This is a genomic window from Pseudomonas sp. PDM31 (genome assembly GCF_019218965.1).
Lineage (GTDB): Bacteria > Pseudomonadota > Gammaproteobacteria > Pseudomonadales > Pseudomonadaceae > Aquipseudomonas.
The window spans coordinates 260,633-285,397 of record NZ_JAHUWS010000006.1 but is presented as its reverse complement, the minus strand read 5'-3'; the positions used below and the strand labels follow the sequence as shown (position 1 = coordinate 285,397).

Below are 24,765 nucleotides of genomic sequence, written 5' to 3'. Positions count from 1 at the left end.
CGCTAGAATTTGGAGAAACGCTGACGTGTTTCGCGGAGCCAACGCTATCAGTCTCGATGCAAAGGGCCGTCTCGCCATGCCGAGCCGGTACCGTGACGAGCTCGTTTCGCGTAGTTCCGGTCAGCTGATCGTCACCATTGATGCCGTTGATCAATGTCTGTGCGTTTACCCGCTCGATGAGTGGGAAATCATTGAAACCAAACTGCGCGCACTGCCTTCGCTTCGCGAAGAGAACCGCCGCCTGCAACGTTTATTGATCGGTAATGCCGTCGACCTCGAACTCGATGGCAGCGGTCGTTTTCTGGTTCCACCGCGTCTTCGTGAATATGCCAAGTTGGATAAGCGCGTGATGTTGGTGGGGCAACTGAACAAGTTCCAGTTATGGGACGAGGATGCCTGGGATGCGGTTTCTGCCGATGACCTGGCTGCCATTCAACAACCGGGCGCGATGCCTGATGAACTGCGTGATTTGATCCTGTGACTATTGATAGCGGCTTTAACCACATCACCGTACTGCTTGACGAAGCCGTCGAGGCTCTCGCTGTACGCCCTGATGGCTGCTATCTGGACGGCACGTTCGGACGTGGCGGACACAGCCGGCTGATCCTGAGTCAGCTTGGCCCCGATGGTCGGTTGCTCGGATTCGACAAGGATCCACAAGCGATTGCCACCGGGCAGACGCTAGCGGCCGAAGACGGCCGCTTTGTCGTTGTGCAGCGCAGCTTTGCCGAACTCGGTGCGGAAGTCGCCGAGCGCGGCATGAACGGCAAGGTCAGCGGTGTCCTGCTTGACCTGGGTGTGTCTTCGCCGCAGCTCGACGACCCGGAGCGCGGTTTCAGTTTCCTCAACGATGGCCCGCTGGACATGCGCATGGACCCGTCCCGCGGGATCAGCGCCGCCGAATTCGTCAACACCGCACCGGTGGAAGAAATCGCCCGGGTGTTCAAGGAATACGGCGAAGAGCGGTTCTCCGGTCGCATGGCCCGTGCCGTGGCCGAGCGTCGCGACATCAAGCCGTTCGAGCGAACGGCCGATCTCGCCGAAGTTTTGAAGGTTGCCAACCCGGCGTGGGAAAAGGGCAAGAACCCGGCAACCCGCGCATTCCAGGGGTTGCGCATTCACGTCAACAACGAGCTGGGCGATCTGGAAGCCGGCCTCGAAGCCGCGCTGGAATGCCTGGAAGTCGGTGGCCGCCTGGTCGTCATCAGCTTCCATTCGCTGGAAGACCGCATCGTCAAACTGTTCATGCGCAAGCTGGTGAAAGGCGAAGCCGACAACCTGCCGCGCAACCTGCCGGTTCGGCATGTAGCTTTCGAACCGAAAGTCAAAGTCCATGGCAAAGCGCAGACGGCCTCCGACGCCGAACTCAAAGCCAACCCACGTTCCCGTAGCGCTGTCATGCGTGTGGCGGAGAAACTGCGGTGAGCAAGCTTTTCGCCAAGCCACTGCCCGGCGGAAGCTTTTTCATGCTGCTGTTGTTTGTCGGCGTGCTCGTGTCGGCGATCGGCGTGTCTTACAGCGCACACTGGAATCGCCAACTGCTCAATACGCTGTACGGCGAATTGAGCGTACGGGACAAGGCGCAGGCCGAGTGGGGCCGGCTGATTCTTGAACAGAGCACCTGGACGGCCCACAGCCGTATTGAAGTGTTGGCCACCGAACAACTGAAAATGCGCATTCCGGGCGCCGCCGAAGTGCAGATGGTGGCGCCATGATGAAACTCGAAGGGGCACTCTTTCCCTGGCGGTTCCGCGTGGTGTTGGGCTTGCTCGGCATCATGGTGGTGGCGATTGCCTGGCGCATCATCGACCTGCAGGTGGTCGACCGTGACTTCCTCAAGGGCCAGGGCGATGCGCGCAGCCTTCGTCATATTCCGATTCCGGCGCACCGTGGTCTGATCACCGACCGCAACGGTGAGCCCCTGGCCGTCAGTACCCCGGTCACCACGCTGTGGGCCAATGCCAAGGAAATGCAGCTGGAGAAAGGCAAGTGGCCGGCGCTGGCCGCTGCGCTGGGCCAAGACCCGAAAGCCCTGACCGAGCGCCTCGAAGCCCAGGCGAACAAGGAATTCATCTATCTGGTGCGTGGGCTGACGCCTGAGCAGGGGCAGGCCGTGCTCGATCTGAAAGTGCCAGGTGTCTACGGCATTGAAGAATTCCGGCGTTTTTACCCGGCCGGTGAGGTCACCGCCCATATGGTCGGTTTTACCGATATCGACGATCACGGGCGCGAAGGTATCGAACTGGCCTATGACGAATGGCTGGCCGGCGTCCCCGGCAAGCGTCAGGTGATCAAGGACCGGCGTGGCCGGCTGATCAAGGATGTCCAGGTCACCAAAAACGCCAAGGCCGGCAAGCCCTTGGCGTTGTCCATTGACCTGCGCCTGCAATACCTGGCCAACCGCGAACTGCGCAACGCGATCATCGAGAACGGTGCCAAGGCCGGCAGCCTGGTGATCATGGACGTCAAGACCGGCGAGATTCTCGCCATGGTCAACCAGCCGACCTTCAACCCGAACAACCGTCGCAACCTGCAACCGGCGATGATGCGTAACCGCGCAATGATCGACGTATTCGAACCGGGTTCGACCATGAAGGCGATCTCCATGAGCGCCGCGATTGAAAGCGGTCGCTGGAAACCGACCGACACTGTCGAGGTGTATCCGGGCTCCTTGCAGATTGGCAAGTACACCATCAAGGACGTATCCAAGACCGAAGGCCCGGTGCTCGACCTGACGGGCATCCTGATCAACTCCAGTAACGTCGGCATGAGCAAGATCGCGTTCGATATCGGTGGCGAGACGATTTACCGTCTCGCACAGAAAATCGGCCTCGGCCAGGACACCGGCCTCGGTTTCCCGGGTGAGCGTGTCGGCAACCTGCCGAACTACCGCGAATGGCGCAAGGCCGAGACCGCGACGTTGTCATATGGCTACGGTGTTTCCGTGACTGCCATCCAGTTGGTCCACGCCTTCTCGGCCCTGGCCAACAACGGTCGCCTCGCGCCACTGACCCTGATCAAGACCGACAAGGCGCCGCAAACCACCCAGGTACTGCCTGAAGCGGTCGCGAAAACCATGCAAACCATGCTGCAACAAGTGATCGAAGCCCCGCGCGGTGTGTTCCGCGCGCAGGTGCCGGCGTATCACGTGGGCGGCAAGTCGGGTACTGCGCGCAAGACCTCGGTCGGCACCAAAGGCTACGCCGTGAATTCCTACCGCTCGCTATTTGCCGGTTTCGGCCCGATGAGCGATCCGCGTTACGCCATCGTGGTCGTGATCGATGAGCCGAGCAAGGCCGGTTACTACGGCGGCCTGGTATCCGCGCCGGTGTTCAGTCGGGTGATGTCGGGCACCTTGCGCCTGATGAACGTTACCCCGGACAACCTGCCACCTACTCAACAAGCGAACGCAACACCGGTCGTTCCGCTGAAAGCCAATGGAGGGCGCGGCTGATGTCTCTGAGCCTGAACAAGATATTCCCTCATGCCGGCCACGATCTGCTCATTCGCGAGCTCGCGCTCGACAGCCGCAAGGTGCGTGCGGGTGATCTGTTCCTCGCCGTACCGGGGGGCAAATTCGATGGGCGCGCGCACATTGACGACGCCTTGCAGCGTGGTGCCGCAGCCGTGGCCTATGAAGTTGAAGGCGCCACGGTATTACCGATCACTGATATACCGCTGATCCCGGTCAAAGGCCTGGCCGCGCAACTGTCGGACATCGCCGGGCGTTTTTATGGCGAGCCAAGTCATCATCTGAATATGGTCGGCGTGACCGGCACCAACGGTAAAACCAGCGTGACCCAACTGGTGGCCCAGGCACTTGACCTGCTCGGCCAGCATTGTGGTCTGGTTGGTACCCTCGGCTGCGGTTTCTACGGTGCGCTGGAAAGCGGCCTGCATACCACGCCGAACCCGATTGCCGTGCAGGCGACGTTGGGTGATCTGAAAAAGGCCGGTGCCAAGGCTGTGGCGATGGAGGTTTCTTCCCATGGTCTGGACCAGGGCCGTGTGACGGCATTGGCGTTCGATGTGGCGGTGATGACCAACCTGTCCCGTGACCATCTGGACTACCACGGCACCATGCAGGCCTACGGCGAAGCCAAGGCCAAGCTGTTTGCCTGGAATGATCTGAAATGCCGGGTGGTCAACCTCGATGATGATTTCGGTCGGCAGTTGGCCGCCGACAAGCGCGAGTCGCGTCTGATTACCTACAGCCTGGAAGACTCCGGCGCCTACCTGTATTGCCGTGAAGCGCAGTTCGACGATGAAGGTGTGCGCGCCACACTGGTTACGCCGCAAGGCGAACACCACCTGCGCAGTACCTTGCTCGGTCGCTTCAACCTGAGCAACGTACTGGCGGCTGTCGGTGCCTTGCTGGGCCTGGATTACGCGCTGGACGAAATCCTCAAGGTGCTGCCGAAACTCGAAGGCCCGGCCGGTCGCATGCAGCGTCTGGGTGGCGGTTCGCAACCTTTGGTGGTGGTCGACTACGCCCACACCCCGGATGCGCTGGAAAAAGTATTGCTGGCCCTGCGTCCCCACGCCAAGGGCCGTTTGCTGTGCCTGTTCGGCTGCGGCGGTGATCGCGATCGCGGCAAGCGCCCATTGATGGCTGAGGTGGTCGAGCGTCTGGCCGATGGCGTGCTGGTTACCGATGACAATCCGCGCACTGAAGACCCTGCAGTGATTTTCGACGACATCCGCGCCGGTTTCACCGCTGCGGATAAAGTGACCTTCGTTGCTGGACGCGGCCAGGCCATTGCCCAGCTTATCGCCGGCGCTTCGGCGGATGACGTGATTGTCCTGGCCGGTAAAGGTCATGAGGACTATCAGGAAATCAACGGTGAGCGCCATGCCTTCTCCGATCTGGTCGAGGCCGATCATGCCTTGACCGCGTGGGAGGTGGCCCATGCTTAAGGCCTTGAAGCTGAGCGAACTGACCGGGGCGCTGAATGCTCGTCTGCTGTCCGCCGATGCCGTTTTCGACGGCGTCAGCATCGACAGCCGCGCGATCCAGCCCGGTCAGCTGTTTATTGCCTTGAGTGGTCCGCGTTTCGACGGCCATGACTATCTGAATGAAGTCGCAGCCAAAGGCGCCGTGGCGGCGCTGGTCGAGCGTGAAGTCGCGAACAGTGCGCTGCCGCAATTGCTGGTGAGCGATACCCGCCAGGCCTTGGGCCAGTTGGGCGCGCTGAATCGCGCGGCCTACACCCAGCCAGTTGCGGCCGTCACCGGTTCCAGCGGCAAGACCACGGTCAAGGAGATGCTCGCGAGCATCCTGCGTACCCGTGGCCCAGTGCTGGCGACCCGCGGCAACCTGAACAACGACCTCGGCGTGCCGTTGACCCTGCTCGAACTGGCGCCGGAACACACCGCCGCCGTGATCGAACTCGGTGCTTCACGCCTGGGTGAAATTGCCTACACCGTCGGCATGACCAAGCCGCATGTGGCGATCCTCAACAATGCCGGGACCGCCCACGTGGGTGAGTTCGGCGGGCCGGACAAGATCGTCGAGGCCAAAGGCGAGATTATCGAAGGGCTGGGCGCTGATGGCGTTGCCGTTCTCAATCTCGATGACAAGGCGTTCGGCATCTGGAAGACCCGTGCCGCCGGTCGCAAAGTGCTGACGTTTGCGCTGAGCAACCTCAGCGCCGATTTCTACGCCAGCGACCTGGACCATGACGTCCGGGGTTGCCCGGCCTTCAATCTGCACAGCCCTGAAGGCGTGGAGCGCGTTCAACTGAACCTGCTCGGTACCCATAACGTCGCCAATGCCATGGCCGCCGCCGCTGCCGCGCACGCCCTGGGCGTGTCGCTGTCCGGCATTGCCGCCGGTCTTGGTGCGGTGCAGCCGGTCAAGGGGCGTACCGTTGCGCAACTGGCCAGCAATGGCATGCGCGTCATCGATGATACTTACAACGCAAACCCCACCTCCATGTGCGCAGCCGTTGATATACTGGCCGGCTTTTCCGGCCGCACCGTTCTGGTGCTCGGAGATATCGGCGAGTTGGGCGACTGGGCGGAGCAGGGCCACCGTGACGTGGGCGAATACGCCCGTGGCAAGGTTGATGCGCTCTATGCCGTTGGGCCAATGATGGCTCACGCCGTGAACGCTTTCGGTCCACAAGCCTTTCACTTCAGCACCCAGGCCGAGTTGATCAAGGCCCTGGGCGCCGAACAAGACACAAACACCACCATTTTGATCAAGGGTTCGCGCAGCGCTGCGATGGAAAACATCGTTGCCGCTTTGTGCGGGTCCAGTCCGGAGAAACATTAATGCTGCTGCTGCTAGCGGAGTATCTGCAACAGTTCTACAAAGGCTTCGCGGTCTTCCAGTACCTGACCCTGCGCGGGATTCTCGGTGTGCTGACCGCGCTGGTTTTGTCGCTGTGCTATGGCCCGTGGATGATCCGCACTCTGCAGAACCGTCAGATTGGTCAATCGGTTCGCAACGATGGCCCGCAGTCGCACCTGTCCAAGTCGGGTACGCCGACCATGGGCGGCGCGCTGATTCTGTCGTCCATCGGTGTCAGCACCTTGCTCTGGGCCGACCTGACCAACCGTTACGTCTGGGTCGTGCTGCTGGTGACCTTGCTGTTCGGCGCCATCGGCTGGGTTGACGACTATCGCAAAGTGATCGAGAAAAACTCCCGTGGCCTGCCGAGTCGCTGGAAGTATTTCTGGCAGTCGGTGTTTGGCCTGGGTGCGGCGATCTTCCTTTATATGACTGCTGCCACGCCGGTGGAAACCACCCTGATCCTGCCGATGCTCAAGGACTACAGCATTCCTCTGGGCGCAGGCTTCATCGTCCTGACTTATTTCGTGATCGTCGGTTCGAGCAACGCAGTCAACCTGACCGACGGCCTCGATGGCCTGGCAATCATGCCGACCGTGATGGTTGGCGGTGGCCTGGGGATCTTCTGCTACCTGTCGGGTAACGTGAAGTTCGCCGAATACCTGCTGATTCCTTACGTACCGGGCGCGGGTGAGCTGATCGTGTTCTGTGGCGCGCTGATCGGTGCCGGCCTGGGTTTCCTCTGGTTCAACACCTATCCGGCACAGGTTTTCATGGGTGACGTCGGCGCACTGGCGCTCGGCGCAGCCCTGGGCACCATCGCAGTGATCGTCCGTCAGGAAATCGTCCTGTTCATCATGGGCGGCGTGTTCGTGATGGAAACCCTGTCAGTCGTCATTCAGGTTGCCTCCTTTAAGCTGACCGGTCGCCGTGTATTCCGCATGGCGCCGATTCACCACCACTTTGAACTCAAGGGCTGGCCCGAGCCGCGCGTGATCGTCCGTTTCTGGATCATTACCGTGATTCTCGTACTGGTCGGCCTTGCCACCCTGAAGCTGAGGTAGAAACTCGTGTCTCTGATCGCTTCTGACCACTTCCGCATCGTTGTCGGCCTCGGCAAGAGCGGCATGTCCCTGGTTCGCTTCCTGGCGAACCGGGGCGTGGCGTTTGCTGTGGCCGATACGCGGGAAAATCCACCGGAACTGGCCACGCTCAAGCGTGACTATCCGCACGTGGAAGTGCGTTGTGGCGAGCTGGATGTCGAATTCCTGTGCCGCGCCGACGAGCTCTACGTCAGCCCCGGCCTGGCGCTGGCGACCCCGGCCCTGCAGGCTGCTGCTGCCCGTGGCGTGAAACTGTCCGGCGACATCGAGCTGTTCGCGCGTAACGCGAAGGCGCCGATCGTGGCCATCAGCGGCTCCAACGCGAAAAGCACCGTGACCACCCTGGTCGGCGAAATGGCGGCTGCGGCCGGCAAACGCGTCGCCGTCGGCGGCAACCTCGGCACACCGGCGTTGGACCTGCTGGATGATGACGTCGAGCTGTACGTGATGGAGTTGTCGAGTTTCCAGCTGGAAACCACCGATCAACTCAACGCCGAAGTGGCGACCGTACTCAACATCAGCGAAGACCACATGGACCGCTACAGCGGCCTGCCGGCCTATCACCTGGCCAAGCACCGGATTTTCCGTGGTGCGAAGCAGTTTGTGGTCAACCGTCAGGATGCGCTCAGTCGCCCATTGATAGGCGAGGGCCAGCCGTGCTGGACCTTCGGCCTGGGTAAACCGGATTTCAAGGCCTTTGGCCTGCGCGAAGAAGGTGGCGAAAAGTACCTGGCCTTCGAATTCCAGAACCTGATGCCGGTGCGCGATCTGAAAATTCGTGGCGCGCACAACCAGTCCAACGCCCTGGCAGCGTTGGCGCTCGGGCACGCAGTCGGCTTGCCGTTCGACGCCATGCTCGCGGCCCTGCGCAACTTCGCCGGCCTCGAACATCGCTGCCAGTGGGTGCGTGATCTGGATGGCGTTGGCTATTACAACGACTCCAAAGCGACCAACGTCGGTGCCGCTCTTGCAGCCATCGAAGGCCTGGGCGCGGACATCGACGGCAAGATCGTGCTGATCGCCGGTGGCGACGGCAAGGGCGCTGAGTTCAATGACCTGCGTGATCCGGTGGCGGCCAACTGCCGCGCCGTGATCCTGATGGGCCGCGACTCCGACAAGATCGGTGGAGCCATTGGCGACGCCGTACCGCTGATCTGCACCGCTTCGCTGGTCGACGCCGTGGAGCAATGCCGCGCTGCCGCGCAACCGGGTGATGTGGTGCTGCTGTCACCGGCCTGCGCCAGTTTCGACATGTTCAAGAACTACGAAGACCGTGGTCACCAGTTCGTCCGCGCCGTGGAGGATCTGGCATGAGCCTGCTGAGCATCATCAAGCCCTATCCGTCGCCGCTCATCACCGGGCGGGGCATCGACCTCGACTTCCCGATGCTCGCCGGCTGCCTGACCTTGCTCGGCCTGGGGCTGATCATGATCGCCTCGGCATCGACCGAAGTGGCGGCGGTGCAGTCCGGCAGCGCGCTCTACTACATGATTCGCCACCTTATTTATGTCGTGCTCGGTCTTGGCGCCTGCATCGTCACCATGATGATCCCTATCGCCACCTGGCAGCGCCTGGGCTGGATGATGTTGCTGGGGGCATTCGGCTTGCTGGTGATGGTGATCATCCCGGGAATCGGTCGTGAAGTGAACGGTTCGATGCGCTGGATCGGCTTCAGTTTCTTCAACGTTCAGCCTTCCGAGATCGCCAAGGTGTTCGTGGTGATCTACCTCGCTGGCTATCTGGTGCGTCGCCAGAAAGAAGTGCGGGAAAGCTGGATGGGCTTCTTCAAGCCGTTCATCGTCTTGCTGCCGATGGCAGGGCTGTTGCTGATGGAGCCGGACTTCGGTGCCACCGTGGTGATGATGGGGGCGGCGGCGGCGATGCTGTTCCTCGGCGGGGTCGGGCTGTTCCGTTTTTCCCTGATGGTTGTGCTGGCAGTAGGCGCGGTGGTGTTGTTGATCCAGATGCAACCGTATCGAATGGCGCGCCTGACCAACTTTGCCGACCCGTGGGCCGACCAGTTCGGTGCCGGCTATCAGCTGTCGCAAGCATTGATCGCTTTTGGTCGCGGCGAATGGCTGGGCGTTGGCCTGGGCAACAGCGTGCAGAAACAGTTTTACCTGCCCGAAGCCCACACTGACTTCGTGTTCTCGGTCCTGGCCGAAGAACTGGGGGCCGTGGGTTCTTTGTGCACGGTCGCGCTGTTCGTTTTCGTCTGCATTCGCGGCATGTACATCGGCTTGTGGGCCGAGAAGGCCAAGCAGTTCTTCGCCGCCTATGTCGCCTACGGTTTGTCGTTCCTGTGGATTGGCCAGTTCCTGATCAACATCGGAGTGAACGTCGGCTTGCTGCCGACCAAAGGCCTGACACTGCCGTTCCTGAGCTATGGCGGTAGTTCGCTGGTGGTCTGCTGTGCCTGTCTCGGCTTGTTGCTGCGCATCGAATGGGAGAGTCGGACTCATCTGGGCAGCGAAGAGATGGAGTTCCATGAGAGTGACTTCGCCGAGGAGCCGAACCATGGGCGCTAACGTCATGATCATGGCCGGCGGCACCGGTGGTCACGTATTCCCGGCGCTGGCTTGCGCCCGGGAATTTCAGGCGCGCGGCTACACCGTGCACTGGCTAGGCACACCACGTGGAATCGAGAACGATCTGGTCCCGGCGGCCGGTATCGAACTGCACCGGATCAACGCCAGCGGCCTGCGTGGCAAGGGCAAGCTGTCCCTGCTCAAGGCACCGTTCATGTTGCTCAAGTCGATCTGGCAGGCGCGGGCGATCATTCGTCGGCTACGGCCGGTGTGCGTGGTCGGCTTTGGTGGTTATGTGACCGGTCCTGGTGGTGTTGCCGCCAAACTGGCCGGCGTGCCGGTGATTGTTCACGAGCAGAACGCCGTCGCCGGTACCGCCAATCGGTTGCTGGTGCCGTTGGCCGCCCGAGTCTGTGAAGCGTTCCCCGACACCTTTACCCTGTCGAACAGCCGTCGGACCACCGGTAACCCGGTGCGCACCGAGCTGTTCCTCGAAACACCGCGACCAGCCTTGGCCGGTCGCAAGGCGCGTTTACTGATCCTGGGCGGAAGTCTGGGCGCAGAGCCGTTGAACAAGTTGCTGCCTGAAGCCCTGTCGCAAGTCGCCGTCGACCTGCGCCCGGAAGTGTTCCATCAGGCCGGCAAAAACCACGATGAAGTGACTGCAGAGCGCTATCGCGCGGCTGGCGTCGAGGCGCAGGTGCAGCCTTTCATCAAAGACATGGCCCAAGCCTATGGCTGGGCCGACCTGGTGGTGTGCCGCGCAGGCGCGCTGACCATCAGCGAACTGGCTGCCGCCGGTCTGCCCTCGATGCTGGTGCCCTTGCCCCATGCGATCGACGATCACCAGACCCGCAATGCCGATTATTTGGCCCGTGAAGGCGCTGCCTTCCTGATGCCACAAAGAACGACTGGCGCAGCGGATCTTGCCGCTCGCCTGACAGAGGTCCTGATGCAACCACAACGTCTCAACGATATGGCCACTGCGGCACGCCGCCTGGCCAAACCCGATGCCACCCGTAACGTGGTCGATACCTGTCTGGAGGTGGTCCATGGTTGAGAATCAGAAAGCCATGCCACAACCGGAAATGCGCCGTATCCGTCGCATCCACTTCGTCGGTATCGGCGGCGTGGGCATGTGCGGGATTGCCGAAGTGCTGTTGAACCTGGGCTATGAAGTGTCCGGTTCCGACCTGAAGGCTTCGCCGGTCACCGAACGCCTGGAATCCTTCGGCGCGCAGATTTTCATCGGCCACCGTGCCGAGAATGCCGCCACCGCCGACGTGCTGGTGGTGTCGAGTGCCGTGAACACGTCCAACCCGGAAGTCGCTACCGCGCTGGAACGCCGCATCCCGGTGGTGCCGCGCGCCGAAATGCTGGCTGAGCTGATGCGCTATCGCCACGGCATCGCCGTCGCCGGTACCCACGGCAAAACCACCACCACCAGCCTGATCGCTTCGGTGTTCGCCGCCGGCGGCCTGGACCCGACCTTCGTCATCGGTGGCCGCCTGAACGCTGCGGGCACCAATGCCCAGCTCGGTACCAGCCGTTACCTGATCGCCGAAGCCGACGAAAGCGACGCCAGTTTCCTGCACTTGCAGCCGCTGGTGGCCGTGGTCACCAACATCGACGCCGATCACATGGCGACCTACGACGGTGACTTCAACAAACTGAAGAAAACCTTCGTCGAGTTCCTCCACAACCTGCCGTTCTATGGTCTGGCCGTGGTGTGCCTGGATGATCCGGTGGTTCGCGAGATCCTGCCGCAGGTCAAACGCCCGGCGGTCACCTATGGCTTCGGCGAAGACTGCGACGTACGCGCCATCAACGTTCGCCAGCAAGGCATGCAGACATTCTTTACCGTCCTGCGCCCTGAGCGCGAGCCGCTGGATGTCTCGGTGAACATGCCGGGCAACCACAACGTACTCAATGCCCTGGCCACCATCTGCATCGCCACTGACGAAGGCGTCAGCGATGAAGCCATTGTTCAGGGGCTGTCGGGATTCCAGGGTGTCGGTCGACGCTTCCAGGTCTATGGCGAACTGCCGGTCGAGGGCGGCAACGTGATGCTGGTCGACGACTACGGCCACCACCCGACCGAAGTCGCGGCAGTGATCAAGGCCGTACGCGGTGGCTGGCCGGAGCGCCGTCTGGTGATGGTTTACCAGCCGCATCGTTACAGCCGCACTCGTGACCTGTACGACGATTTCGTCAATGTACTGGCCGACGCCAATGTGTTGCTGCTGATGGAAGTCTATCCGGCCGGCGAAGAGCCGATCCCGGGGGCCGACAGCCGCAAGCTGTGTAACAGCATCCGTCAGCGCGGCCAGCTTGATCCGATCTATATCGAGCGTGGGGTCGACCTTGCACCGCTGGTCAAGCCGTTGCTGCGTGCCGGCGACATCCTGCTGTGCCAGGGCGCGGGTGATATCGGCGGTCTTGCACCGAAATTGTTGAAAAGTGAGTTGTTCGCCGGCGCCGTGGCGGCGTCGGTCGAGGGGAAGTTGAAATGACTGCTGCCTACACCAACCTGTTCTCCACCATCGCGCCGAAAGATTTCGGCCGTGTAGCCGTGCTGTTCGGCGGCAAGAGCGCCGAACGTGAAGTGTCGCTGAAGTCGGGTAACGCTGTGCTCTCGGCGCTGCAAAGCGCCGGCGTGGATGCGTTCGGCCTCGATGTCGGCGATGACCTGCTGCAGCGTCTGCTGAACGAAAAGATCGACCGCGCCTTCATCATCCTCCACGGTCGTGGCGGTGAAGATGGCAGCATGCAAGGCCTGCTCGAATGCCTGGGCATTCCGTACACCGGCAGCGGCATCCTCGCTTCCGCCTTGGCCATGGACAAACTGCGTACCAAGCAGGTCTGGCACAGCCTGGGCATTCCAACGCCACGTCACTCGGTACTGAGCAGCGAGGCCGATTGTATTTCGGCAGCGACGGAACTGGGCTTCCCTTTGATCGTCAAACCGGCCCATGAAGGTTCAAGTATCGGTATGGCCAAAGTGACTTCCACGTCGGAATTGATCGACGCCTGGAAAGCGGCCAGTACCTACGATTCGCAAGTGTTGGTCGAGCAATGGATCCATGGTCCGGAGTTCACCATCGCCACCCTGCGTGACCAGGTGTTGCCACCGATTGCCCTGGGTACGCCGCACACTTTCTACGATTACGACGCCAAGTACATCGCCAACGATACCCAGTACCGCATTCCGTGCGGGCTGGACAGCGCCAAGGAAAAGGAACTCATGGACCTCACGGCGAAAGCCTGCGAGGCGCTGGGTATCGCCGGTTGGGGCAGGGCAGACGTGATGCAGGACGCCGACGGGCAGTTCTGGTTCCTGGAAGTCAACACCGCACCGGGCATGACCGATCACAGCCTGGTGCCGATGGCGGCCCGTGCCGCCGGTCTGGATTTCCAGCAACTGGTTCTGGCCATTCTGGCCGAGAGCTTCGGCAAGCAAGAGCCGCGAGGTTAAGACCATGCAAGGCGCACAGCTACGTCATCAGCCTACCGCACCGACCGGCCGCAAGCCGGTACCGCGGGGTGCCAGCCGAATGGTGGCCAAAGAGCCGATGTCCGCGCGCCTGCCCAAAGCCAATTTCGGTTTTCTCAAAGCGTTGTTCTGGCCGGTGCTGCTGGTGGCGCTGGGGTTCGGTACTTACGAAGGCGCGCAACGGTTGCTGCCGTATGCCGATCGGCCGATCACGAAGATTAACGTGCAAGGCGACCTGAGTTACATCAGCCAGCAAGCGGTACAGCAGCGGATCGCCCCGTTCGTGGCGTCGAGCTTCTTCACCATCGACCTGGCAAGCATGCGCACCGAGCTGGAACAGATGCCATGGATTGCCCACGCCGAAGTGCGGCGGGTGTGGCCGGATCAAGTGGTGATCCGCCTGGAAGAACAGCTGCCGGTAGCCCGTTGGGGTGACGAGTCGCTGTTGAACAACCAGGGACAGGCGTTCACCCCGCGCGAGTTGGCCAATTATGAACACTTGCCGCAGTTGTTCGGTCCACAGCGGGCTCAACAGCAAGTGATGCAGCAGTATCAGGTGCTGAGCCAGATGCTCAGGCCACTGGGTTTCTCGATTGCACGCCTGGAGTTGCGTGAACGCGGCAGCTGGTTCCTGACCACCGGCCCCGGCAGTGCCGGCCCGGGGATCGAACTGCTGCTGGGACGCGGCAAGCTGGTGGAAAAGATGCGCCGCTTCATTGCCATCTACGACAAGACGCTTAAAGAACAGATTACGAACATTGCGCGCATCGATCTGCGCTATGCCAACGGCCTTGCTGTTGGCTGGCGGGAACCTGTAGCGCCCACGGCAGCCCAACCCGCTGTCGCGAAGAATTAAGAAGAGGCAGGACCCATGGCAAACGTGCAAAGCGGCAAAATGATCGTCGGTCTCGATATCGGCACATCCAAGGTGGTGGCGCTGGTAGGCGAAGTTGCGGACGACGGCACGCTGGAAATCGTCGGGATCGGCACCCATCCGTCCCGTGGCCTGAAAAAAGGCGTGGTGGTTAACATCGAGTCCACCGTGCAATCGATCCAGCGCGCCATCGAAGAGGCGCAGCTGATGGCCGGTTGCCGCATTCACTCGGCATTTGTCGGCGTCGCCGGCAATCACATCCGCAGCCTGAATTCCCACGGCATCGTGGCAATTCGTGATCGCGAAGTCAGCTCGGCTGACCTTGAGCGTGTACTCGACGCTGCCCAGGCCGTGGCGATTCCGGCCGACCAGCGTGTGCTGCACACCCTGCCGCAGGATTACGTGATCGACAACCAGGAAGGCGTCCGTGAGCCCTTGGGCATGTCCGGCGTGCGTCTGGAAGCCAAGGTTCACGTGGTTACCTGCGCCGTCAACGCCGCCCAGAACATTGAAAAGTGCGTGCGCCGCTGCGGTCTGGAAATCGACGACATCATTCTCGAACAGCTTGCTTCCGCGTATTCGGTCCTGACCGATGACGAGAAAGAGCTCGGTGTTTGCCTGGTGGACATCGGTGGTGGCACTACTGACATCGCGATCTTCACCGAAGGCGCGATCCGTCACACCGCAGTGATCCCGATTGCCGGCGACCAGGTGACCAACGACATCGCCATGGCGCTGCGCACGCCGACCCAGTACGCCGAAGAAATCAAGATTCGCTATGCCTGCGCCCTGGCCAAACTGGCTGGCGCCGGCGAAACCATCAAGGTGCCAAGCGTTGGCGACCGTCCACCGCGCGAGCTGTCCCGCCAGGCCTTGGCCGAAGTGGTCGAGCCGCGTTACGACGAGTTGTTCACGCTGATCCAGGCCGAGCTGCGTCGCAGTGGCTACGAAGACCTGATCCCGGCCGGCATCGTGCTGACCGGCGGTACCGCGAAGATGGAAGGCGCCACCGAGCTGGCCGAGGAAATCTTCCACATGCCGGTCCGCCTGGGCGTGCCCCATGGCGTCAAGGGCCTGGATGACGTGGTGCGCAACCCGATCTACTCCACCGGTGTCGGCCTGTTGATGTACGGCCTGCAGAAGCAGTCCGACGGCATCTCGTTCTCGGGCATCGGCAGTCGCGACAGCTACAGCAACGAAGAGCCGCAGGCTCCGTTGCTCGACCGGCTGAAGAAATGGGTTCAAGGCAATTTTTAATACAGTTTCAAGCGACAAGCAGTAAAAGCAGCAAAAAGCAGTAGGCGAAAAAACTAGAGAACGTAAAGGAGAGGGAAAATGTTCGAACTCGTAGACAACATCCCCGCAAGCCCGGTCATTAAAGTCATCGGTGTTGGCGGTGGCGGCGGTAACGCCGTGAATCATATGGTCAAAAGCAACATTGAAGGCGTTGAGTTCATCTGCGCCAACACTGATGCCCAGGCGCTCAAGAGCATCAGCGCGCGGACCATCCTGCAACTGGGTACCGGCGTGACCAAAGGTCTGGGCGCTGGTGCCAACCCTGAAGTAGGTCGTCAGGCCGCTCTCGAAGACCGTGAGCGCATTGCCGAAGTCCTGCAGGGCACCAACATGGTGTTCATCACCACTGGCATGGGCGGTGGTACCGGTACCGGTGCTGCGCCGATCATCGCTGAAGTGGCCAAGGAAATGGGGATCCTCACCGTTGCGGTGGTGACCCGTCCGTTCCCGTTCGAAGGCCGCAAGCGCATGCAGCTGGCTGACGAAGGCATCCGCCTGCTGTCCGAAAGCGTCGACTCGTTGATCACAATCCCCAACGAGAAGCTGCTGACCATCCTCGGTAAAGACGCCAGCCTGCTGTCGGCTTTCGCCAAGGCTGACGATGTACTGGCCGGTGCCGTTCGCGGTATCTCCGACATCATCAAGCGTCCGGGCATGATCAACGTCGACTTTGCCGACGTACGTACCGTGATGAGCGAAATGGGCATGGCGATGATGGGCACTGGCTGCGCCAGCGGTCCGAACCGTGCACGTGAAGCCACTGAAGCGGCCATCCGCAACCCGTTGCTCGAAGACGTGAACCTGCAAGGTGCACGCGGCATCCTGGTGAACATCACCGCAGGTCCAGACCTGTCCCTGGGTGAGTACTCCGACGTGGGTAGCATTATCGAGGCGTTTGCTTCCGAGCACGCGATGGTCAAGGTCGGTACCGTTATCGATCCGGACATGCGCGACGAGCTGCACGTGACTGTTGTAGCAACCGGTCTGGGCGCTAAAATCGAGAAGCCTGTGAAGGTCATCGACAACACCGTCCATACATCGATGGCTGCACAGCCACAACAACAGGCCCCTGTTCGTCAGGAAGCTCCAGCGGTGAACTACCGTGATCTGGACCGTCCGACCGTCATGCGCAACCAGGCTCAGGCCGGTGCTGCGGCTGCCGCGAAGATGAATCCGCAAGATGATCTGGATTATCTGGACATCCCGGCATTCCTGCGTCGCCAGGCCGATTGATGAAATGTATCAGGGCTATGAAGGTGATTGGTGTTCAGCAAAGGCGCGGTCTGATATCATCGCCAGCCTTTGTTGATACCAGTTCGCAATTTGCGCTGAAGCGGCCCAAGCCATGATTAAACAACGCACACTGAAAAATATTATCCGTGCCACCGGTGTAGGTCTGCACTCCGGGGAGAAGGTATACCTGACCCTCAAGCCTGCGCCGATCGACACCGGCATCGTCTTTCGCCGTGCGGACCTCGATCCGGTGGTCGAGATCCCGGCTCGAGCGGCTAACGTCGGCGAGACAACCATGTCGACGACGCTGGTCAACGGTGACGTGAAGGTGGATACGGTGGAGCACTTGCTCTCGGCCATGGCTGGCCTGGGCATCGATAACGCCTACGTCGAGCTCTCCGCGTCCGAAGTCCCGATCATGGATGGTAGCGCTGGACCCTTCGTATTTCTGATTCAGTCGGCCGGCCTGGAAGAACAGGACGCCGCCAAGAAGTTCATCCGCATCCTGCGGGAAGTGACAGTGGAAGACGGCGACAAGCGCGCCACTTTCGTCCCTTTCGAAGGTTTCAAGGTGAGCTTCGAGATCGATTTCGATCACCCGGTTTTCCGTGACCGCACACAAAGTGCAAGCGTGGATTTTTCCAGCACTTCGTTCGTAAAAGAAGTCAGCCGCGCCCGTACCTTTGGTTTCATGAGTGATATCGAGTACCTGCGCAAGCACAACCTCGCACTCGGCGGCAGCGTGGAAAACGCTATTGTGGTCGACGCGGATGGTGTACTGAACGAAGACGGCCTTCGCTATGAAGACGAATTCGTGAAGCACAAGATCCTTGATGCAATTGGTGACCTCTACCTGCTGGGCAATAGCCTGATTGGTGAGTTCAAGGGCTTCAAGTCCGGCCACGCACTGAACAACCAGCTGCTGCGCAAGTTGATTGAGCAGACAGATGCCTGGGAAGTCGTGACCTTTGAAGACGCCAGCACTGCACCGATCTCTTACATGCGTCCGGTTGCGGCCGTGTAAGTAAAAAACCTCTCTAGTTTTTAAAGGCTGCCTTCGGGTGGCCTTTTTTTATGTCCTGATATTTCTGATCGGAAAGCTCCACAACAAAAAAAGCCGCTGATGGCAGCGGCTTGGAGACAACTTTTGCAACGGGAAGAGCCGATGAAAAGTGTCGGGGGAAACTGGAGTGGACAGGTTTAATCAGCTGTCTTTTTCGCCCATAGGCTGGGCCTGGAGGCTGGATGCTTGCGGCGCCCGGGTGGCGTCGGGTGCCTTGGCCGTCATTTCAATCTGGTGCTCTTCGAACGCTGCCGCTCGCGAGGCGTTGTGCGCCACGAAAGTCTGCGATTCTTCCGCCATCGCCAATGGCGACAGGAACAGAGAGGACAAAACGAAAGCGCTGGCAATACCCATACTGTTGGACATCTTTAAAACCTTCCTGCCTGGCAGGTGCTGTTTGGTCCGGGCAAAGATAAGGATGTCGGGCGCAGGGAAAAAGAGCGGATTCATGAAAGGACTGTTGCAGCAGGGGCAATAGTGAGCTTGGGCTCGCACACAAAGGAAAGGGTTAAACGGGAAGATGAATGCCGAACGTATTCATCCCATGGTCACTGTGCACAAACACATCCCCGCCATGCATCAAAGCAATCGCCTTGACGATCGCCAGTCCCAGTCCATGGTTGTGACCGCTGTTGCTGCGTGAAGCATCGACCCGGTAAAAGCGCTCGAACAGTCGTGGCAGATGTTCGCCGGCGATCGGCGAGCCGGGGTTGGCCACGCCAATGCTGACCTGGTGCTCTTCAATCGCGATCCGCACCTGGATCACCTGCCCGGGGGCGGTGTGTTGCACCGCGTTGTTCAACAGATTGATCAAGGCGCGACGCAGGTGGGCGATTTCGATCCGTACCTGCGCATCGCCACTCACCTGTACCTGAACCTGGGCATCTTCGAGGATGAAATCCAGGTACTCCAGGGTGGTGGCCACTTCATCGGCCAGGGATGTAGAGGTCAGTTTGGTCGCCTTGCTGCCCTGATCGGCGCTGGCGAGGAACAGCATGTCATTGATGATCGAGCGCAGGCGTTCAAGTTCTTCCAGGTTCGATTGCAGCACTTCGAAGTAATGCTCCGCGGAACGGCCACGGGTCAGCGCGACCTGAGTCTGGCCGATCAGGTTGGTCAGTGGTGAGCGCAGTTCGTGGGCGACATCGGCATTGAACGACTCAAGGCGCGAGTAGGCCTGTTCGACCCGTTCCAGCGTCGAGTTGAACGAGCTGACGAACTGATTGAGCTCCGGCGGCAGCGGCGACAGGCGCAAGCGTCCGGCACGCAGGGGAGGGGCCAGGCGCTGGGCTTCCTGAGACAATTTGATCAACGGCTTGAGCCCGATCCGCGCCACCCAGTAACCCAGTGCCGAAGCCAGCAGCACGCCGACAATCGCCAGGCTGATCAAGGCAATCAGCAGATGGTGCTGGGTTTCCAAAAAGGTTTCGGTGTCGATGGCGATCATGAAGCGCAGCGGCGGGCGCTGATCTTTGGCGGGGAATTGGCTGACCAGCACTTTCAGCGGATAGGGACGGTTCGGCAACTGCATGTCGCGCATGCCCAGCGGCCCTTCGGCGAAGGCGCGGATCTGCGCTGTCGGGTTGCCGTACTCATACTGGGGATCGCCGCTGGTGATCCAGAAACTGATGCGCTTGTCTTCTTCACCCAATAGCTTGAGCTTGTTGTTGATCTTTACCCAATGCTCCGGCGTTCCATAACGGCCCACCGTGGATTCGAGCACGCTGTAACGCGCGTCCAGCTCTGCTTCGGGCAGCAGGCCCAGGCCTTTATCGACCTGCTGGTACAAGGCCCAGCCGATCAACAGGAACACCAGCAGCGCCACCAGCGTGAACATTCCGCTCAGGCGCAAGGCAATGCTGTTACTGGACACCACGGCTCTCCAGCACATAACCCATGCCGCGAATGGTGTGTAGCAGTTTCTCCTCGAACGGCCCGTCGAGCTTGGCCCGCAAGCGTTTGATCGCGACTTCGACGACGTTGGCGTCACTGTCGAAATTGATGTCCCAGACCATTTCGGCAATGGCGGTTTTCGAGAGGATTTCCCCCTGGCGACGGGCCAGCACGCTGAGCAGCGAGAACTCCTTGGCGGTCAGCTCCAGACGTGTGCCGGCACGGGTGGCCTTGCGGCTGATCAAATCTATCCACAGGTCGGCGATGCTCACTTGCACCGGTTCATGGCCGCCGCTGCGCCGGGTCAGCGCCTGCAGGCGGGCCACCAGTTCAAGGAAGGAAAAGGGTTTGCCCAGGTAGTCGTCGGCACCATCGCGCAGGCCCTTGATGCGGTCTTCAACGCGCTCGCGGGCGGTGAGCATGATCACCGGGGTTTGCTTGCGCGCCCGCAGGGCACGCAGCACGCCGAAGCCGTCGAGGCCCGGCAGCATCACGTCTAGGACGATCACCGCGTAGTCGCTTTCCAGCGCCAGGTGCAGCCCCTCGACCCCATCCCGGGCCAGGTCCACGGTGTAACCCTGTTCCGTCAGGCCGCGGTGCAGATAATCCGCGGTTTTTTCCTCGTCTTCGATAATCAGAACGCGCATGACCCGCCTCAGTCTGTGGTCGCCAGCGACGGCTGGGGTGCGGCCGCCGGTGGGAGAGAGTGCCGATGGAACAGCCGCTCAAGCCATAAGTATATGACCGGCGTGGTGAACAGCGTCAGTGCCTGGCTCACCAGCAGGCCGCCGACCACCGCGATCCCCAGGGGTTGGCGCAACTCGGCGCCAGTGCCGTAGCCGAGCATCAGTGGCAGGGCGCCGAGCAGGGCGGCGAGGGTGGTCATGATGATCGGCCGGAACCTTGTGATACAGGCCTTGAAGATCGCTTCTTCCGGCGACAGGCCGCCATTGCGTTGTGCTTCGAGGGCGAAGTCGATCATCAGGATGCCGTTCTTCTTGACGATGCCGATCAGCAGCACCAGGCCAATCAGGGCCATGATCGAAAAATCCTGGCCACATATCCACAGCATGATCACCGCACCCAGGCCCGCCGAGGGCAAGGTCGAGATGATCGTCAGCGGATGCACGAAGCTCTCGTAGAGCACGCCGAGAATGATGTACACCGCCACCAGTGCCGCGAGAATCAGCCACGGCTGGCTGGCCAGCGAACTCTGGAAGGCCTGGGCCGCGCCCTGGAAGTTACCGCTGATGGCGGCGGGCATACCGATGTCGGCTTTGGCCTGGTTGAGCATGATCACCGCGTCGCCCAGGGCCACACCGGGCGCCAGGTTGAACGACAGGTTGGCGGCGGGGAACATGCCGTCATGGGCGATGGACAGCGGGCCGCTGGTCGGCGCATCGAATTTGGCCAGGGCCGACAGCGGCACCATTTCTCCGCTCAGGGGCGAGCGCAGGTAGAAATAGTTGAGGCTTTCGGCCTTGCCGCGTTGTTTGGTGTCCAGTTCCAGGATCACGTTGTACTGGTTGATCTGGGTCTGGAATTCATTGATCTGCCGCTGACCGAAGGCATCGTACAGCGCTTCGTCGACATCGCTGGCGGTCAGGCCGAAGCGTGCCGCCGCGCTCCGGTCGATGCTGATATGAGTGATGCTGCCGCCCAGTTGCAGGTCGTTGGAAATATCGCGGAAGGCCGGGTTGCCGCGCAGTTTTTCGGTCAGGCGCTGGGTCCAGGTGCTGAGGGTCGCGCCGTCGTTGCTCTTGAGCACGTATTGGTATTGGGCACGGCTTGGGCCGGAGCTGAGGTTGATGTCTTGTCCGGCACGCAGATACAGCACGATGCCAGGGACTTTCATCAGTTGCGGGCGAATCCGGTCGATGAATTCGCTGGCGGAAACGTCGCGGTCGCCGCGTTTTTTCAGGGCGATCCAGAAGCGGCCGTTGGCGATGGTCTGGTTGCTGCCGGAAACGCCGACCGAGTGGGAAAACGCCTGAACAGCCGGGTCTGCGGCGACGATTTCGGCCATAGCCAGGTGCTTTTTCACCATGTCGCCGTAGGAAATATCTGCTGCCGCTTCAGTGGTACCGAGGACGAAGCCGGTGTCCTGAATCGGGAAGAAACCTTTGGGGATGAAAATGTATCCGCCGATGGCCAGGGCGAGCGACAGGCCGAAGACGCCGATCATGAATTTCTGATGGGCGAGGGCGCGGTGCAGGCCCTTTTCGTACCACGCCAGCAGACGCTCACCGAAGCCCGGCTTGCTATGGGCGTGATGAACCGGAGCGCGCATGAACAGCGCAGCCAGGGTTGGCGCCAGGGTCAGGGACACCACCACCGAGATCATGATGGTCGACGTGGCGGTCAGGGCGAACTCCTTGAACAGTCGCCCGACCACGCCTCCCATGAATAGCAGCGGAATGAACGCCGCCACCAGCGAGAAACTGATCGAGACTACGGTAAAGCCGATCTCGCCAGCACCCTTGATCGCCGCTTCGCGCATACCGTCACCGGCCTCGAGATGGCGGTGAATGTTCTCCACCACCACTATCGCATCGTCGACCACAAACCCAACGGCCACCACGATCGCGACCAGGGTCAGGTTGTTCAGGCTGAAGCCCATGACATACATCAGGGCAAAGGTGGCGATCAGCGACACACCGAGCACCGCCGAGACGATCAGGGTCGCCGATAGCTGGCGCAGGAACAGCGCCATGACCGCCACCACCAGCATGACCGCGATCAGCAGGGTAATTTCCACTTCATGCAGGGAGGCACGGATGGTCTGGGTACGGTCGATCAGTACCTTGACCTGCACCGAAGCCGGCAGCATGGCTTCCAGGCCTGGCAGCGCCGCCTGGATGCGGTCCACGGTCTCGACAATGTTGGCACCGGGTTGGCGGAAAATCACCAGGTTGACCCCCGGTAGCGAGCCCGCCCAGGCCTGGACGTAGGCGTCTTCCGAACCGTTGACGACTTTGGCGACATCCCTGAGGTGAACCGGGGCGCCATCCTTGTAGGAAACGATCAGCTCGCTGTATTCCTCGGGGTGGAATAACTGATCATTGGTGGACAGCGTTGAAATGCTCGATTCGCCGTGCAGCGCACCCTTGGCCAGATTAAGGCTGGTTTGCTGGATCGCCAGGCGCACGTCCGCCAGGGTCAGGCCAATGGCAGCCAGTTTGTCGGCGGACACCTGGACGCGGATCGCCGGGCGTTGCTGACCGGTAATCGAGACCTGGCCCACTCCGTCGATCTGGCTTATCTGCCGGGACAGCAGGGTTTCGGTGAGGTCGCTGAGTTCCGGGCCGGGCATCAGGTTGGAGTTGACACTGAGGATCAGCACCGGGCTGTCGGCCGGATTGACCTTGCGCCAGGTCGGCAGGTTCGGCATGTCCTTGGGCAGCTTGCCGGCGGCGGTGTTGATGGCCGCCTGAACTTCCTGGGCGGCGGTGTCGATGCTTTTATCGAGGGTGAATTGCAGGGTCAGGTTGGTCGAGCCCAGCGCGCTGCTCGATGTCATCTGGGTAACGCCGGGGATAGCGCTGAACTGCACTTCCAGGGGCGTGGCCACCGACGAAGCCATGGTTTCCGGGCTGGCACCGGGCAATTGCGCCGCCACCTGAATGGTCGGGAACTCCGCTTCCGGCAGCGGTGCGATCGGCAAGCGAGGGAAGGCAATCGCGCCCAGCAGCACCAAGGCAAAGGTCAGCAGGATAGTCGCCACCGGGTGATCGATGCACCAGGCCGAGATGGAGCCCTTCATGGAGTCGACTCCGATTGCACCACCTGCGGCGGATCCGTCAGCACCTGGACGACTGAACCGGGTTTGAGCCGCGACTGCCCGTCGCTGACCAGGCTGTCACCGGCCTGCACGCCCTTGATGATGTTTAGCCGGCTGTCCTGATAGACCATCTGCACGGGAACGGTTTCGACTTTGTCGCCCTTGAGCCGGTACACGAAGTGTTGATCCAGACCCCGTTGTACGACGTTGGGTGGCACCACCAGGGCATCCTTATCCAGCGCTGTCTGAATCTTTACCGTCACCAGCAGGCCCGGCCAGAGTTTCTGCGCGGCGTTATCGAACTCGGCCTTGGCGCGGATGGTGCCGGTGTTGGCGTTGATCTGATTGTCGATCAGGGTCAGGTGGCCTTCGCCGAGCAGGTTGCCGGTTTCGCCGTCGGTGTCGGCACCGATGTAAGCCTTCACCCGAGCGTGTTTAGGATCGTTGATCAGACCCTGCAGGGTCGGCAGCATCTGTTGCGGCAGGGAAAACTCCACGGCAATCGGGTCGATCTGGGTCACGGTGAACAGACCTTGGGCGTCGCTCATGCGCAGGAAGTTGCCTTCGTCCACTGTGCGAATACCGACGCGACCGCTGACCGGTGAGCGAATCTGCGTGTAGGACAGTTGCACCTCGGCGGAATCGATCGAGGCCTGGTTGCCTTGGGCGGTGGCTTTGAGCTGGTTGACCAGCGCTTGCTGCTGGTCGTAGGTCTGCTTGGAAACGCCGTCGTCGACACTCAGCAGTTTGTAGCGCTTGAGGTTGACCAGGGCGACTTGCAGTTGTGCCTGGCTTTCACCCAATTGCGCCCGTGCGAGGTCGAGGCTGGCGCGAATTGAACGGTCATCGATGGTCGCCAACAGATCGCCTTTTTTCACCAGCTGACCTTCCTTGACCAGTACTTTGGTGAGGATGCCATCGATTTGCGGACGGACCACCACGCTGTGCAGGGACAGCACCGAGCCGATGCCACTGACATAGCGCGGTACGTCTTTTTCGGCGACGCTGATCACGCGCACGGGGATGGCGCTGGTTGTGGCGAGTTTGGTTTTGGCGGGCTTGCTGGCGTACCACAGGCCCAGCGCTGCCAGGACGATCAGAAGGGCGACGAGCTGGGCGGGGGTTTTCTGGATTCGCATGCGAGTGGGGCGCCGGGGGAGTGATGGCAGGTTTATACCTCCTTTATAAACCTGTCTGGCGGTCAGC

At 61.0% G+C, this 24,765-nt stretch carries 21 protein-coding genes; 16 read left to right on the top strand and 5 right to left on the bottom strand.

Annotation, left to right across the window (positions count from 1 at the left end; all coding sequences use genetic code 11):
- Nucleotides 1-25 precede the first annotated feature (25 nt).
- The 16 genes from mraZ (at nucleotide 26) to lpxC (ending at nucleotide 17,846) form a co-directional block, all read left to right on the top strand.
- Nucleotides 26-481, top strand: a complete 456-nt coding sequence (gene mraZ, locus KW839_RS14440) for a division/cell wall cluster transcriptional repressor MraZ (RefSeq protein WP_060539477.1) — start codon at nucleotides 26-28, stop codon at nucleotides 479-481.
- Nucleotides 478-1,425, top strand: a complete 948-nt coding sequence (rsmH, locus tag KW839_RS14435; RefSeq protein WP_060539478.1) for a 16S rRNA (cytosine(1402)-N(4))-methyltransferase RsmH — start codon at nucleotides 478-480, stop codon at nucleotides 1,423-1,425. Before mraZ ends, rsmH begins: the two co-directional genes overlap by 4 nt.
- Nucleotides 1,422-1,715 (top strand): cell division protein FtsL, encoded by a 294-nt coding sequence (gene ftsL / locus KW839_RS14430; protein WP_032834661.1) that lies wholly within the window; start codon nucleotides 1,422-1,424, stop codon nucleotides 1,713-1,715. Before rsmH ends, ftsL begins: the two co-directional genes overlap by 4 nt.
- Entirely contained in the window at nucleotides 1,715-3,454 is a 1,740-nt protein-coding gene (locus KW839_RS14425) for a penicillin-binding protein 2 (RefSeq protein WP_218424730.1), read from the top strand. Before ftsL ends, KW839_RS14425 begins: the two co-directional genes overlap by 1 nt.
- Nucleotides 3,454-4,917, top strand: coding sequence for a UDP-N-acetylmuramoyl-L-alanyl-D-glutamate--2,6-diaminopimelate ligase (locus KW839_RS14420; RefSeq protein WP_218424695.1), 1,464 nt, complete (start codon nucleotides 3,454-3,456; stop codon nucleotides 4,915-4,917). Before KW839_RS14425 ends, KW839_RS14420 begins: the two co-directional genes overlap by 1 nt.
- Nucleotides 4,910-6,277, top strand: a complete 1,368-nt coding sequence (gene murF, locus KW839_RS14415) for a UDP-N-acetylmuramoyl-tripeptide--D-alanyl-D-alanine ligase (protein ID WP_060539481.1) — start codon at nucleotides 4,910-4,912, stop codon at nucleotides 6,275-6,277. Before KW839_RS14420 ends, murF begins: the two co-directional genes overlap by 8 nt.
- Complete coding sequence (mraY, locus tag KW839_RS14410; protein WP_008005012.1) at nucleotides 6,277-7,359, top strand: phospho-N-acetylmuramoyl-pentapeptide-transferase; 1,083 nt, start codon at nucleotides 6,277-6,279, stop codon at nucleotides 7,357-7,359. Before murF ends, mraY begins: the two co-directional genes overlap by 1 nt.
- Before the next feature lie 6 nt (nucleotides 7,360-7,365).
- Nucleotides 7,366-8,712: a UDP-N-acetylmuramoyl-L-alanine--D-glutamate ligase gene (murD, locus tag KW839_RS14405; RefSeq protein WP_218424694.1), complete on the top strand. Its 1,347-nt coding sequence runs from the start codon at nucleotides 7,366-7,368 to the stop codon at nucleotides 8,710-8,712.
- Between the two features lie 2 nt (nucleotides 8,713-8,714).
- Nucleotides 8,715-9,926: a putative lipid II flippase FtsW gene (gene ftsW, locus KW839_RS14400; RefSeq protein ID WP_177336935.1), complete on the top strand. Its 1,212-nt coding sequence runs from the start codon at nucleotides 8,715-8,717 to the stop codon at nucleotides 9,924-9,926.
- Nucleotides 9,916-10,986 carry an undecaprenyldiphospho-muramoylpentapeptide beta-N-acetylglucosaminyltransferase gene (gene murG, locus KW839_RS14395; RefSeq protein ID WP_060539484.1) on the top strand — a complete coding sequence of 357 codons (1,071 nt, stop codon included), beginning with the start codon at nucleotides 9,916-9,918 and terminating at the stop codon, nucleotides 10,984-10,986. The genes ftsW and murG overlap by 11 nt, the downstream gene beginning before the upstream one ends.
- Nucleotides 10,979-12,439: a UDP-N-acetylmuramate--L-alanine ligase gene (gene murC, locus KW839_RS14390; RefSeq protein WP_060539485.1), complete on the top strand. Its 1,461-nt coding sequence runs from the start codon at nucleotides 10,979-10,981 to the stop codon at nucleotides 12,437-12,439. Before murG ends, murC begins: the two co-directional genes overlap by 8 nt.
- Complete coding sequence (locus KW839_RS14385) at nucleotides 12,436-13,401, top strand: D-alanine--D-alanine ligase (protein WP_060539486.1); 966 nt, start codon at nucleotides 12,436-12,438, stop codon at nucleotides 13,399-13,401. Before murC ends, KW839_RS14385 begins: the two co-directional genes overlap by 4 nt.
- Nucleotides 13,402-13,405: 4 nt before the next feature.
- Nucleotides 13,406-14,275, top strand: a complete 870-nt coding sequence (locus KW839_RS14380) for a cell division protein FtsQ/DivIB (protein WP_060539487.1) — start codon at nucleotides 13,406-13,408, stop codon at nucleotides 14,273-14,275.
- 15 nt (nucleotides 14,276-14,290) lie between these two features.
- The gene (gene ftsA, locus KW839_RS14375) at nucleotides 14,291-15,550 is read left to right on the top strand and encodes a cell division protein FtsA (protein ID WP_007972611.1); all 1,260 of its coding nucleotides are present in this window, start codon (nucleotides 14,291-14,293) and stop codon (nucleotides 15,548-15,550) included.
- Between the two features lie 78 nt (nucleotides 15,551-15,628).
- Nucleotides 15,629-16,822 (top strand): cell division protein FtsZ, encoded by a 1,194-nt coding sequence (gene ftsZ / locus KW839_RS14370; RefSeq protein ID WP_060539488.1) that lies wholly within the window; start codon nucleotides 15,629-15,631, stop codon nucleotides 16,820-16,822.
- A gap of 112 nt (nucleotides 16,823-16,934) precedes the next feature.
- On the top strand, nucleotides 16,935-17,846 hold the full coding sequence (lpxC, locus tag KW839_RS14365) for a UDP-3-O-acyl-N-acetylglucosamine deacetylase (protein ID WP_027619572.1): 912 nt from the start codon (nucleotides 16,935-16,937) through the stop codon (nucleotides 17,844-17,846).
- A gap of 180 nt (nucleotides 17,847-18,026) precedes the next feature.
- Here the strand turns inward: lpxC and KW839_RS14360 are convergent, their stop codons facing one another.
- The 5 genes from KW839_RS14360 to KW839_RS14340 form a co-directional block, all read right to left on the bottom strand.
- Nucleotides 18,027-18,251: a hypothetical protein gene (locus tag KW839_RS14360; RefSeq protein ID WP_060539489.1), complete on the bottom strand. Its 225-nt coding sequence runs from the start codon at nucleotides 18,249-18,251 to the stop codon at nucleotides 18,027-18,029.
- Nucleotides 18,252-18,393: 142 nt separating this feature from the next.
- Nucleotides 18,394-19,758 carry a heavy metal sensor histidine kinase gene (locus KW839_RS14355; protein ID WP_060539490.1) on the bottom strand — a complete coding sequence of 455 codons (1,365 nt, stop codon included), beginning with the start codon at nucleotides 19,756-19,758 and terminating at the stop codon, nucleotides 18,394-18,396.
- Nucleotides 19,748-20,425 (bottom strand): heavy metal response regulator transcription factor, encoded by a 678-nt coding sequence (locus KW839_RS14350; RefSeq protein WP_060539491.1) that lies wholly within the window; start codon nucleotides 20,423-20,425, stop codon nucleotides 19,748-19,750. The genes KW839_RS14355 and KW839_RS14350 overlap by 11 nt, the downstream gene beginning before the upstream one ends.
- Before the next feature lie 8 nt (nucleotides 20,426-20,433).
- Nucleotides 20,434-23,541, bottom strand: coding sequence for a multidrug efflux RND transporter permease subunit (locus KW839_RS14345; RefSeq protein WP_218424693.1), 3,108 nt, complete (start codon nucleotides 23,539-23,541; stop codon nucleotides 20,434-20,436).
- Complete coding sequence (locus KW839_RS14340) at nucleotides 23,538-24,698, bottom strand: efflux RND transporter periplasmic adaptor subunit (RefSeq protein WP_218424692.1); 1,161 nt, start codon at nucleotides 24,696-24,698, stop codon at nucleotides 23,538-23,540. The genes KW839_RS14345 and KW839_RS14340 overlap by 4 nt, the downstream gene beginning before the upstream one ends.
- Between the last annotated feature and the right edge of the window lie 67 nt (nucleotides 24,699-24,765).